Genomic DNA, 12,368 nt, shown 5'->3' on the forward strand with positions numbered 1-12,368 from the left:
CGTTTTCGCGGGCCGGCGCGGAGCGATGCTAGGCTGCCGCGGTGTCACACGGCGCCGTCCCCGAAGAGCTGGGCCCGTCCCCCGGGCTGGTTCGCCCGCCCGCAGAGCCGCCGCGCGCGGACGGCGCGCCGAGACCTCCCGACGCGGGCCACGCCCCGCCGCCCGGATCCGCCAGGGCGCCGCGGCGCGCGCACACCCCCGCCGCGAGGCCCAGCTCGCTCCGCCAGAACGCCACGCAGAGCGGCCGCTTCGTCCGCGCGTACCTGACGACGTTCACGGTCATCGCGAGCTACCTCTGGTTCTTCTTCCTCCGCCGCCTCTTCGGGGAGACGTGGGCGAACAACCGCGTGGACGAGGTCCACGCGAAGAACGCCCGCCGCATCGAGCGCACGATCGTCGAGCTCCAGGGGCTCTTCATCAAGGTCGGCCAGATGCTCAGCATCATGGCGAACTTCCTCCCCGCGACCCTGCGCGCGGGGCTCGAGGGGCTGCAGGACCAGGTGCCGCCGCGCCCCTACGAGGAGATCGAGGCGCGCATCGCCGAGGAGCTCGGGCGCCCCATCGGCGAGGTCTTCGCCCGCTTCCACAGGGGGCCGCTCGCGAGCGCGTCGCTCGGCCAGGTGCACGAGGCGTGGCTCATGGACGGCACGCGCGTGGCCGTGAAGGTGCAGCACCGCGACATCGACGAGATCGTCCGCCTCGACCTGCGCACCATCCGCCGCATCATGGCGATCGTCGCGCAGTTCGTCCCCGTGCAGGGGCTCGACGCCTACTACCACCAGATCCGCTCGATGATCCTGGAGGAGCTCGACTTCGTGCGCGAGGCCAGGAACATCGTGCGCATCGCCGACAACTTCGCGAAGCAGCCGCAGGTCCGGTTCCCCCGGCCCATCGAGGCCTACTGCACGCGCCGGGTGATGACGACGACGTTCGTCGAGGGCATCAAGGTGGGCGACGTCGCGGCGCTCGACGCGCACGGCGTCGATCGCAAGGCGCTCGCCCGGCAGATCGTGCAGGTGTTCTGCCAGCAGATCTTCATCGACGGCGTCTACCACGCGGATCCGCACCCGGGGAACATGCTGGTCGGGCCGGACGGGGAGCTCGTCCTGCTCGACTTCGGCGCGGTCGCCGAGCTGTCCCAGGAGATGCGCGAGGGCATCCCCGAGTTCCTCGAGGCCGTGATCCGCCGCGACACCGAGGGGATCATCAAGGCGCTGCGCAAGATGCGCTTCTTCTCGCGGCGGGACGCCGTCGACGTCAGCGAGAAGGTCGTCGAGTTCTTCCACCAGCGCTTCCAGGACGAGGTGAAGCTCGAGTCGTTCAACCTGAAGGACATCAAGCTCGACCCGCAGAAGGGCATCGAGAGCCTGATCGACCTCCGGCGCATGAACATCGGGCTGAAGGAGCTCTCCGGCGCGTTCCACGTGCCGCGCGACTTCGTGCTGCTCGAGCGCACCCTCCTCCTCTTGACCGGCGTCTGCACGCAGCTCGATCCGGACCTGAACCCGATGGACGTCGTGCGCCCCTACCTGCAGGACTTCGTGCTCGGCAGCCGCGACTGGGCCCAGATCGCCCTCGAGGCGGCGAAGGACATGGGGATCAAGGCGCTGACGATCCCGGACGACCTGCGCAAGTACCTCACGCGCGCCAACCGCGGCGAGGCCGAGGTGAAGATCCGCGGCCTCGCCCAGGCCGCGTCGCTCGTCTATACGGGGGTGCGCCAGCTCATCTACGCGGCGCTCGCGATCGCCGCCGGCTTCGCGGGGCTCCAGCTGCACCTGGCTGGCCAGGCGGCGCTCGCGCGCTATTGCCTCTACGGCGCCGCTGCGGCCGGCGCGCTGCTCGCAGGGAGCCTCCTGCTCACGAACCGAGGGTGACGACACGCCATGAGCTCGATCGATCTGTCCCAGTACGAGGCCGACGTCGCGGCCGCCGAGGCCGAGGTGACGCGGATCAGGGAGGCGAACGCGGAGCTCGCCGAAAAGTACCGCGGCGTTCCCGCGGAGGACGCGCGCGAGATCCTCCGCCGCGGCGCCGCGTCGCTCGCCGCCGCGCGCGACCGCTGCGAGGCGGCGCGCGTCGCGCTGAAGCTCGCGCAGACGACCGGCTCGCCGCACGGGCTGCTCGCGAAGGACGGGGTCGTCGCGGGCTCGGTGGCCGTCGTCATCCCCGCCGGCTCGTCGAGCGGCGAGCGGGCCCGCCTCGTCGAGGAGGCGCTCTCGGCCGAGCTCACCGGCGCCGCGCGCGACCTCGGCGTGGTGCTCGCCGCGCCCGCCGATCGCTACACGCGTGAGCGCCCCGGGCGCGACGCGGAGGGGCGCACCATCCTGGACGTCTCCGGCCACGTGGAGGGCGATCTGCTGATGCCCGCCGTCTCCAAGGCGGCCAAGAACGCGCGCAGGAGCTGAGCTCAGCCCCGGAACGCGGCGATGATCGCCGCGGCCCGCTCCTCGACGCGCGCGAGGAGCGGGGCGAAGCGGGCGTCCGCGCGCGCGCGGTCGAGCACCGTGCAGCGCTGCATCCAGAAGGCGTCGAAGAGCCCCGCGTCCACCGCGCCGGCGAGCACGCGGAAGAGCGCGTCGTCGTCGCCGAGGAAGGCGAGGATCTCGGCGTACATCTGGAAGAAGAGCGGGCGCAGCCGGCTGCCCGGCTCGGAGCTGTCCGCCTTCGCGCTCAGGAACGCCCGCTGCTCGTCCGAGAGCCGCGACGTCGCGAGCACGTCGCGGTAGATGCGCGCGTACTGGATCGGGATGGTCTCCATCGCGAGCGGCAGATCGTCGATGGGGAACGCGGCGCCGCGCCACAGCCCGAAGCGGGCGCGCATCACCGCCTTGTGAAAGCGGCTCGACGGGTCCTCCGCCGGCAGGTCGAGCAGCACGCCGGCCGCCGGCCAGTCGCCGAGCAGCGCGCGGCCGCGCGCCAGCTCCCAGCGCGGGAACGGCTCGCTCGGATCGAGCGCCAGCGCCGTGTCGAGCCGGAACATCGCCTCGTCGACGAGCCCCGCCTCGAGGAGGATGCGGCCGAGCAGCTCGTGCGCCTTGGCCAGGCTCGGCGCGCACTGGAGCGCCTTGCGCAGCGCCGGGACGGCGCCGACCGGATCGCCCGCGCTGAAGCGCACCGTGGCGAGGGCCACCCACGGCTCGCCGAGCGCGGGGGCCAGCGCGATCGCCCGCTCGGCGGCCTGCTGCGCCTTCACGAACTGCGCCGCGCCTTCGCCGCGCGCGCCCATCAGCCGCGCGAAGGCGATCGCGTAGCCGGACAGGATGCTCGGATCGTTCGGGGAGAACGACAGCGCCTCCTCGAACAGCGCCACGGCCGGCGCGGCGTCCCCGTACCAGAGGCGCCGCATCTGGTGGCGCGCGCGCAGGTACAGGTCGATCGCGCGCGGGTCGCTCGGCGACTCGCGCTCGCGGCTGGCGGCGTCGACGGTGAGCGCCGCGGCGATCGCGCCCGCCGCGTCGTCGCTCACCGTGAGCAGCGCCTCGGGCGAGCTGTCGAACCGCTTCGCCCAGAGCTGGAACCCGTCCTCGACGCCGATGACCCGCACGGTGACGCGCACGCCGCCAGGCGGCATGCGCGACGCCGGCCGCGAGTACGGCGCGGGGGGCTGCGAGCGCGGCCCATCCGGCCCGTAGCCGCCGCCGGTGCGGCGGATCGACCCCTCGACGACGACCTGCACGCCGAGCTCGCGGCCGACATCCCGGGGATCGCGGCCGTCGAGCCGCACCCGGGAGACCGCTGCGCGCGGCCGGACCTTGAGGCCGGCGGTCATCGACAGGGTGTCGGTGAGGTCCTCGGTGAAGCCGTCGGCGAGGTACTCGTCGTCCGGCGCGCCGACGTTGCGGAACGGGAGCACGGCGACCGTCTTCAGCGACGACGTCGGCGTCGGCGCGGGCGTGAGCACGGGCGCGGGCGCCGCCAGCGTGGGCGAGTTGAGCCGCCGCTGCGGCGCCGTCACCGCCTCGACCGGCGACGCGGCGACCCGGGTCGGGTTCTGCTCGATCGGCTGCGGCGCCGTCGGCGCGGCCGTGGCGGAGGACGCGGCGATGGCGGACACGAGCGACTGCGCCGGCTGCGGGGCGATCGACAGGCGCGAGCGCGCGAGCAGGAGCGCGCGGTGCGCCTCGGCCGCGCTGGCGTAGCGGTCCTCACGGCGGATCGCCATGCACCGGAGGACGACGTCCGCGACGGCGAGCGGCACGTCCGGACGGACGGAGCGCGGGTCGGGCGGCGGGGACTTGAGCCTGGACATGGCGGCCGCGATCGCGCCGGCGCCCGGCCACGCGCGCCGGTGGGTGAGGCACTCGAAGAGGATCATGCCGAGCGCGTAGATGTCGGTGCGGGCGTCGAGGTCGGGCTCGCCGGTCAGCTGCTCCGGCGACATGTACGCGGGGGAGCCGAGCACGAAGCCCTGCGACTCCGCGGCGCTCGGCCCGGACGAGGTGCGCGCGATGCCGAAATCGGTGATGACGACGCGCCCGTTCCTGTCGACGAGGACGTTCTCGGGCTTGAGGTCGCGGTGCACGATGCCCGCCGCGTGCGCGGCGCCGAGCCCGTCGCAGAGCGAGCAGCCAATGCCGATGGCCTGCTGCGACGGCATCGGGCCCGTCCGCGCGAGAACGCTGTGCAGCGACTCGCCCTCGACGCACTCCATCGTGAGGAACTTCTCGCCGTCGTGGTCGCCGAAGTCGAACGTCCGCGCCACGTTCCTGTGCGTGACGCGGCGCGCGAGCTTCACCTCTTGCCGGAAGCGCTCGAGCATGCCGGCGGAGTCAGCGAGATCACGGCGGAGCATCTTGAGGGCGACCACCTCGTCGAGCTCCACGTCGCGGACGCGGTACACGCTGCCCATGCCGCCGGTGCCGAGCAGGCCGAGGATCTCGTAGCGCCCGGCGATGCGCTGAGGCGCCGCGACGAAGCCAGACCCATGGCTCGGCTCGCTGCGCGGCTCGGTGCGGGGCGTCGGCTCGGAGGCCGTCAGTCGCCTGTCGCTCACGCGTTCAGTCTACCCATGCTGAAGGGGAGAAGTCAGCGCGAGCGAACCACCGGACAGAAAACATGAAATTCGCCGCGTCCTGCTCACCTCGACATACCTTCTTCCCGCTTCCGCTCCTGGCGTCGCTCCGTTATATGTACGCGCTCCGCGGGTGGACGAATGCAGCATCGCACCAAGCATGAGCCGTCGTCCTCTCTGCTGGAGGTGAGCCTCGATCCGGGCGAGGCGCTGCTCGCGGAGGCGGGCGCGATGGTCGCGCGGTCGCCGAGCCTGCGGACGGAGGTCCGGCTCAACGCGGGCCGCGGGGCCGGGCTCCTCGGGCGGCTCAAGGCGTTCTTCGTCGCGCTGCTCCGCAAGCTCGCGGGGGGCGAGACGTTCTTCGTGAACCGGATCGAGGCGCCGGAGGGCGGGTGGGTGTGGCTCGCCCCGCCGCTCAGCGGCGGCATCAAGCACGTCCGCCTCCAGGGAGAGGCGGTGCTCTTCGGCGCGGGCTCGTACCTCGCGAGCGCGGGCGACGTCGACGTCAAGGTGCGCTGGGGTGGGCTGCGCGCCATCCTCGCGCGGGAGGGCGCCTTCTTCATCGAGGCCTCCGGCGTCGGGGATCTCTGGATCACGAGCTACGGGGCGATCGAGGAGCTCGCCTGCGACGGCTCGCTCGTCGTGGACAGCGGGCACCTCGTCGGGTTCGACGCGTCGCTCGCGCTCAAGATCAGGAGCCCTGGCGGCGGGCTCATGGGCTTCATGGTCTCTGGCGAAGGCGTTGTGTGCGAGCTCTCGGGCCGCGGCCGCGTGCTGATCCAGTCGCGCAGCGCCGGCGCGCTCGTGGGGTGGCTCGCGCCGCTGCTCCCGCCCTGAGGGAGCGGCGGAGACGTCCGATGCAGGTGAATCTCCTCTACCGTCCCTCCCAGGCCCTCGCGCAGTGCTGGCTCGACCCGGGCGAGCGCGTGTTCGCCGAGAGCGGCGCGCTCGTGGGCATGTCGACGAACGTGCGCGTGGAGACGCAGTCGGGCGGCATCATGTCGGGCTTGAAGCGGATGCTGGCCGGAGAGTCCTTCTACAGAAACGCGTTCGCCGCGGAGGGCGGGCGCGGAGAGGTGCTGTTCGCGACACCGCTGTCCGGGGACATGGCCGTGCTGGAGGTGGGTGACCGGCAATGGTGCGTCCAGAGCAGCGCCTATGTCGCGTCCAGCCCCGATGTCGAGGTGAGGACGCGCTCGTCCGGCCTGCGCGGCTTCTTCTCGGGGACGGGGCTCTTCGCGCTGGAGACGGCGGGCCAGGGGCAGATGATCATCGGCGCGTTCGGCGCGCTCGAGGAGCTCGAGGTGAGAGGCCACGTCGTCGTCGACACAGGGCACATCGCAGCGTGGGAGTCGACGCTCGCCTGCCGGATCGGCAAGAGCACGTCGACGTGGCTCGGCACGTGGCTCTCGGGCGAGGGCCTCGTCTGCCACGTCGAGGGGAACGGCAGCCTGTGGGTCCAGTCGCGCAACGCCGGCAGGTACGGCGCGGCGATCGGCGCGCGGCTCGCCCCGCGGCAGCCCTAGAGATCGGGGGACGGCGTGCGCGACGAGATCCGAGGCAACCCCGAGTTCGGCGTGCTCCACGTGACCTTCGAGCACGCCGGCGAGCAGATCGTCGCGGAGAGCGGCGCGATGGTCGCGCGCGACGCGGCCATCGACATGAAGACCAGCCTGCAGGGCGGGCTCGCCAGCGCGCTCAAGCGCAGGATGACGGCCGGAGAGAGCCTCTTCCAGAGCACCTTCACGGCGACGGCGCCCATGCAGTCGATGCGGCTCGCGCCGGCCCCCGAGGGCTCGATCGAGCGCCTCGTGCTGCGCTCGGGCATGGAGGTGTTCCTCCAGTCGGGCGCCTATCTCGCCTCCACGCCCGGCATCACGCTCGACACGAAGTGGCAGGGGGCCAAGGGCTTCTTCGCCGGCGGCCTGTCGCTGCTCCGGGCGTATGGCGAGGGGCTGATCTGGTTCTCGAGCTACGGCGGTATCCACGCGATCGACGTCGGTCGCCAGCACGAGGGCTATCTCTGCGACAACACCCATCTGCTCGCGTTCACCGAGGGCCTGAGGTACCAGGTGCGCAAGCTGTCGGGCCTGAAGGGCCTGTTCCTGTCCGGCGAGGGGCTCGTCTGCGAGTTCCAGGGGCACGGGAGGCTCTGGCTGCAGACCCGGAACCCGGGAGCGCTCTCGGCGTTCCTCCATCCGTTCCGGCCCGTGGGCGGCGGCCACTAGCTCCGCCCGCCCGAGGTCCGGCCTGGCCTTCCGGGATCGCCGCGCCGGCGGGCGGCCTGCCCGGCCCGCCCGGTGCCTGCCCCGCGCGCGCGACGATCCGAGACGCGCTCGTGGATTTCGGCGCTGGCGACGGCGCGGTCCCGGCCGTCCGCCATGGGCCGGCGCGCCGTCATTGCCTTCCCGGAGGCGGACTCGCTAAAGTAGTCCCGCCTCGCTGAGGAGGCTCGTACGGCGACCGGTGGGTGCCACGGATCCACAGGGGCTCGCGGGGCGAGCCTGGCCCCGCCTGAGTACCCCGAACCCGCTATGTGGAAGCTGACGATCGAGGATGACGAGGGGAAACAGACGGGGCTCCCCCTCGCCCATGAGGAGTACGCGCTCGGACGCGGAGAGTCGAACTCGATCCGGCTGACCGATCGCAACGTCTCGCGCACCCACGCCACGCTGGCCAAGAACGGCCAGGGCTGGGTCATCCGGGATCTCGACAGCTACAACGGCACGTACGTCAACGGCGGGCGCGTCAACGGCGAGCAGCACCTGCGCCACGGCGACCTCGTGCAGCTCGGCGACTACCGCATCGAGATCGTCGATGAGGCGCTCTCGTCCGCCGTGACGAGCCCGACGCCGCCGCCGGGCAGCCGCAGCACGGCGCACCTGCCGCTCCACACCCGCCCGAACCGGCTCGTCATGGTCGTCGGCCCGACCCCTGGCGCGGAGTTCCCGCTCGACGGCGAGCGCTTCACGATCGGGCGCTCCGAGGACGCGACCATCTCGATCAACCACAGCTCCGTGAGCCGCCTGCACGCCGAGCTCATCAGCCTCGGCAGCGGCCGCTACGAGGTCGTCGACAAGCAGAGCGCGAACGGCGTGCGCATCAACGGCGTCGAGCTCAAGCGGGGCCTGCTCGAGGCGGGCGACGCGCTCGAGCTCGGCGACGTCCGCCTCCGCTTCGTCGCTGCTGGCAAGATCTTTCGCGCGGGGCCGGACGGCGGGCCTGGCGTGGCGCCGGGCGCCTACGGGAGCGTGGCCCCCTCCGCGCAGTCGTCCCGCTCGCTCGGCGGGGCGAGCAAGGCGATGGGGCTCCTGCTCGCGGTCGCCTTGCTCGTCGTCATCGCCGTGATCGTGGCCACGCGCGCCCGGTCGCACGGGTCCACGACGCCCGAGCCGGACGTGAGGCCCGTGGTGGCGGCGCAGGCGGGCGACGACGCGAAGATCCTCGACGCGGCGCAGGAGCACCTCCGCTCGGGGGACATCGACGCCGCGCACCGGAAGCTGCAGGAGATCGCCGAGACGTCGCCGGTCCGGGAGACGCCGCGCTTCAAGGAGATCGAGGAGCGCTGGGCGGAGGGGATGTTCCGGCAGGTCGAGCAGGCCGGAACCAAGGCGGACAAGCTCGCGCTGCTCAACGAGATCGCGAAGACGACGGGCGTCCCGACGGCGCTCCGCGCGCGGGTGGCCGAGATGCGGCGGCAGGTCGACCCCGAGGCGCCGCCCGAGCCGGAGCCGGTGCCGCAGCACGTCGGCTCGCCGGCGCCCTGGCTGCCGCAACCCGCGCCCGTGCCTGCGCCCACGCCCTCCGCTTCGGCCTCGGCGCCGGCGCCCTCGGCCTCGGGCGCCGCGCCGGCGAGCTCTGGCCTCGACTCGAGCTCGTACCCCGCGCAGCGGCGGGCGCTCGAGCCGAAGGTCTGGAACGGGAAGGCGTCGGCCAGCGAGATCAAGCTGCTGCGTGCGATCTGCATCCACCAGGGCGACGCGCTCTGCCGCGACAAGGCGACGGCGGCCCTGGACAAGAAGGGCCCGTAGCCGCCGCTTCCATCCTTCTTTCCCACGTGCGTCGATGACCTCCAGGAGCAGCACCAGGGCTCACGAGCCGGCCGTCCACGCGCCGGATGCCCGCGAGGCCCACGTCCACGAGGCGCCCCCGCCGGGCGGGCGTGATGTGCGTCCGGCCGGGCGCGACGGAGGCTCCGTGACCGTGAGCTCGCCGGCGCGGAACGGGCTCGCCTCGCCGGCTGCCCGGGCGATGGCGACGCTCGCCCTGCTCGTGCTCGTCCCCTACGCGCACCCGAGCCTGTCGCGGCTGCGGGTGCTCACGCCGCTGCCCGAGGGGGAGGGGCTCGTCGTGGTCCCGGCGCCGGCGCCGGTGGCGTCGGTCGGCGAGACGACGCTCGTCACCGAGACCACCGAGCAGGCCGAGCTGCGCCAGCCCGAGGAGGTCGCGCTGCCGGCCGCGGCCGCCGAGCTCATGCCGGCGGCGGTCGCCTCCGAGGGCAAGCCGCCGCGGCCGATCGAGGACCCGAGCGGCAAGGCGATGACGCCGTTCTTCCGCGCGCTCGCGGCGGTGGAGCGCAAGGCGCCGCAGTCGATCGCGCGCATCACCTACTTCGGCGACTCCATCGTGGCGAGCGACTTCGTGACGGCGACGCTGCGGCGCAAGCTGCAGAAGCGGTTCGGGGACGCCGGCCACGGGTTCATGCTGATGGCGAACGCCTGGCCGGGATATTTCCACAATGACGTTGTGCGCTTCGCCGGCCCTGGCTGGCAGGTGAGCCGCGTGGTGGGCCCGTTCGCCAAGGACGGGCTTTACGGGCTCGGCGGCGTGTCGTTCCGCTCGCAGGGCGCGGGGGTGTTCTCGCGCTTCGGCACCGCGGAGTCCGGGACCTACGGGCGCGCGGTCTCGCGGTTCGCCGTCGATTACCTGAAGCACCCCGAGGGCGGGCGGATGGAGATCAAGATCGACGGCGAGAGCCGCGAGATGATCGACACGCGGGCCGACGCGGCCAGCTCGGCGATCGCGACCTACGAGGTCCCGGACGGGCCGCACTCCATCGACGTGCGGGCGCACGGCCCGGGGGTGCGGGCGTTCGGCGTCTGGATGGAGCGGGACACGCCGGGGGTGGTGCTCGACGCCATCGGCATCCAGGGCTGCCGCATCCGCTTCCTCGACAAGAGCGACGACGCCCATTTCGCCGAGCAGCTGCGCGCGCGGAGCCCGTCCTTGACGGTGTTCCACTACGGCATGAACGAGAGCGAGGACGGCGAGCTGTTCCCGCTCGATCAATACGAGTCGACGATGAAGGCGGTGCTCGAGCAGGTGACCGCGGCGCTGCCCGGGTCGTCGTGCCTGCTCGTGGGCCCGATGGACCGCGCCGACAAGAAGGGCGAGGTCTACCGGAGCCGCCCGGTGATCCCGAAGCTCGCGGCGATCCAGCGCAGGGTGGCCGGGCAGGTCGGCTGCGGCTACTTCGACACCTTCGGCGCGATGGGCGGCTCGGGCTCGATGGGGATCTGGGTCCAGCGCGGGCTCGGCGGCGCCGATCTCGCGCACCCGTCGGGCGCGGGGGCCGAGGTCATCGGCCGCTGGCTGTACCTGGCCTTGATGGACGCCTACGAGGGCTGGAAGGCGAACGCCGCGCGGCCCTGAGGCTACGCGGCCTCGAGGTCATCGGACTTCGGCGCGGCCGGCTCGTCCGCGGCGCGCCGCCTGTGCTCCCGGGCGATGCCGGCCACGACGCCGAGCCACACGAGCGCGAGGGCGATATTGACCATCGCGAAGTGGCGTGTGGAGAGCGCGAGCACCTGGCCGGCGATCACCCCGCCGGCGGCGAGCACGTCGCCCGCGCGGACGACGAAGGTGTCGATGGCCGCCTTGGCGCTGTACTTGGCGTCGCGGCCGACCGGCAGGAAGAGCGCCTGCCGCGCTGTGTTCTGGATGGAGTAATCGGCGCTGTTCTCCGCGATCTTCGCGACGCGCACGACGGCGAGCGCCGGCAGGACGGCGAGGGACGCGTAGCCGAGCAGGGCGATGGCCGGGAGGATGAACAGGGCGAATCGCACGCCGAGGTACTTGAAGATGCGGGAGACGAAGAAGAGCTGCAGGACGACGCCGAACGTGTTGACCCAGTAAAAGAAATCCCCCTTGAAGGTCCCGATGATCGCGCCGAGCGCCGCCTTTTTCCCCTTCTCGGTGTGCGGGTGGACGAGCCCCGCCTCGGCGCCCTCGACGATCTTGCCGCCTGCCTCGACGTCGAACGCGCCGCCCTTGACGGCGGCGATCTTCCCTTCGAGCAGGCGCGACGCCTGCGGATCGACGAGGTAGACAGGCGCGCCCGCCGCGAGCGGCGCGCCCGGGGCCGCGCCGGCGTGGGCCGCGTCCGGCGCGCCGCGCTGCTCGCTTCCCGTGTCGAGCGCGCTCGTGGCGGACTCGATCAGGGTGCGATCGAGGATGTACTCGCCTGTCGAGTTCACCCAGTTGAGGACGAGCGTCAGGCCGGCGATGAGGAGCAGATAGCGGTCGCCCGCGATGATCTTGAAGCCGCCCGCCGCGCCCCCGGGCGGCGCGTCGGCCTTGTCCGCGGCGCCCTTCGAGCCCGCGAGGTCGTCGCGGTGGACGAGGTAGGTGAGCCCCAGGCAGGCGAGCAGCACGCCCGCCGCGAGGAGCATCATGTTGTAGGGGCCGATCGGCACGTAGACGCGCTTCGCGATCTGCGCGCCGAACATGGCGCCGAGCGAGCTCCCGATGCCGACGATGGCGAAGAGCCGCTTGCCCTGCTCGGGCGTGTAAACATCGTTGGCGAAGGACCAGAACTGCGCGATCACGGTGAGGTTGAAGCAGCCCACCCACAGATAGAAGGGCACCCCGAGGGGGACGCCGAGGCGCGCGAGGAGGAAGAAGAGGACGAGGTTCGCGGCGAAGAAGAGCGTGAGCGCCGTGGTGAGCTGCATGCGCCCGAAGCGCCTGGCCAGGGCGCCATAGGCGCGGACCACGCCCACGAGGAGGAGCGCCTGGCCCGCCGCCGCGTAGGCCTTCACCTCGGCGCCGTCGAGGTCGAGCCGCCGCCCGCCGATCTCGAGCCCGCCGCCCGCGAGGATCAGCGGCTCGCGGACCACCTTGAGGAGGTAATAGCCCGTGAGCAGGAGGAACACGTTCAGCGTGAGGACGAGCACGCTGAAGACCTCGCGCGGCTTCACCTCGGCGAAGATCGCAAGGAGCCTGTGAAGCACGCCCCGGGCCCGTGTCTCGTTCTCGCCTGTGCTCGCCACCCGCCGCTCCATGCCCGGAAAACCGCCGTTCTGGCGGCACCGGCACAGGACCGATGCCGAGCGCGGGAGGCTATCGAGCCTGG

General features: G+C 72.5%; 9 protein-coding genes. 7 read left to right on the forward strand and 2 right to left on the reverse strand.

Going from position 1 to position 12,368, the window contains the following annotated elements; all coding sequences use genetic code 11:
* Positions 1-41: 41 nt before the first annotated feature.
* The gene (locus tag WMF11_RS34850) at positions 42-1,877 is read left to right on the forward strand and encodes an AarF/UbiB family protein (RefSeq protein ID WP_437973783.1); all 1,836 of its coding nucleotides are present in this window, start codon (positions 42-44) and stop codon (positions 1,875-1,877) included.
* A gap of 9 nt (positions 1,878-1,886) precedes the next feature.
* On the forward strand, positions 1,887-2,408 hold the full coding sequence (locus tag WMF11_RS34855) for a hypothetical protein (RefSeq protein ID WP_437543507.1): 522 nt from the start codon (positions 1,887-1,889) through the stop codon (positions 2,406-2,408).
* A gap of 2 nt (positions 2,409-2,410) precedes the next feature.
* On the opposite strand, the gene WMF11_RS34860 is transcribed toward WMF11_RS34855, so the two are convergent.
* The gene (locus tag WMF11_RS34860) at positions 2,411-4,996 is read right to left on the reverse strand and encodes a protein kinase domain-containing protein (protein WP_437973784.1); all 2,586 of its coding nucleotides are present in this window, start codon (positions 4,994-4,996) and stop codon (positions 2,411-2,413) included.
* A 159-nt stretch (positions 4,997-5,155) separates the two neighbouring features.
* Between WMF11_RS34860 and WMF11_RS34865 the strand changes: the two genes are divergently transcribed.
* The 5 genes from WMF11_RS34865 to WMF11_RS34885 all read left to right on the forward strand — a co-directional run bounded on the left by WMF11_RS34865 (position 5,156) and on the right by WMF11_RS34885 (position 10,666).
* Positions 5,156-5,851: a TIGR00266 family protein gene (locus WMF11_RS34865; protein WP_437973785.1), complete on the forward strand. Its 696-nt coding sequence runs from the start codon at positions 5,156-5,158 to the stop codon at positions 5,849-5,851.
* Positions 5,852-5,871: 20 nt separating this feature from the next.
* Positions 5,872-6,540 (forward strand): TIGR00266 family protein, encoded by a 669-nt coding sequence (locus WMF11_RS34870; RefSeq protein WP_437973786.1) that lies wholly within the window; start codon positions 5,872-5,874, stop codon positions 6,538-6,540.
* 15 nt (positions 6,541-6,555) lie between these two features.
* A complete protein-coding gene (locus tag WMF11_RS34875) occupies positions 6,556-7,242 on the forward strand; it encodes a TIGR00266 family protein (protein ID WP_437543515.1) in 687 nt (228 codons plus the stop codon).
* Between the two features lie 306 nt (positions 7,243-7,548).
* Positions 7,549-9,045, forward strand: a complete 1,497-nt coding sequence (locus tag WMF11_RS34880; RefSeq protein WP_437973787.1) for an FHA domain-containing protein — start codon at positions 7,549-7,551, stop codon at positions 9,043-9,045.
* A gap of 34 nt (positions 9,046-9,079) precedes the next feature.
* Positions 9,080-10,666 (forward strand): GDSL-type esterase/lipase family protein, encoded by a 1,587-nt coding sequence (locus tag WMF11_RS34885; RefSeq protein ID WP_437973788.1) that lies wholly within the window; start codon positions 9,080-9,082, stop codon positions 10,664-10,666.
* A gap of 2 nt (positions 10,667-10,668) precedes the next feature.
* Here WMF11_RS34885 and WMF11_RS34890 read toward each other — a convergent pair whose 3' ends face one another.
* Positions 10,669-12,285, reverse strand: a complete 1,617-nt coding sequence (locus WMF11_RS34890; protein WP_437973789.1) for an NTP/NDP exchange transporter — start codon at positions 12,283-12,285, stop codon at positions 10,669-10,671.
* Positions 12,286-12,368 lie beyond the last annotated feature (83 nt).

Source organism: Sorangium sp. So ce295 (assembly GCF_051527405.1).
Taxonomy (GTDB): domain Bacteria; phylum Myxococcota_A; class Polyangia; order Polyangiales; family Polyangiaceae; genus Sorangium; species Sorangium cellulosum_B.

Coding starts and splice junctions, on each gene's coding strand:
- WMF11_RS34855 (WP_437543507.1), top strand. CDS start 1,887: ATGAGCTCGATCGATCTGTCCCAGTACGAGGCCGACGTCGCGGCCGCC.
- WMF11_RS34865 (WP_437973785.1), top strand. CDS start 5,156: ATGCAGCATCGCACCAAGCATGAGCCGTCGTCCTCTCTGCTGGAGGTG.
- WMF11_RS34870 (WP_437973786.1), top strand. CDS start 5,872: ATGCAGGTGAATCTCCTCTACCGTCCCTCCCAGGCCCTCGCGCAGTGC.
- WMF11_RS34880 (WP_437973787.1), top strand. CDS start 7,549: ATGTGGAAGCTGACGATCGAGGATGACGAGGGGAAACAGACGGGGCTC.
- WMF11_RS34885 (WP_437973788.1), top strand. CDS start 9,080: ATGACCTCCAGGAGCAGCACCAGGGCTCACGAGCCGGCCGTCCACGCG.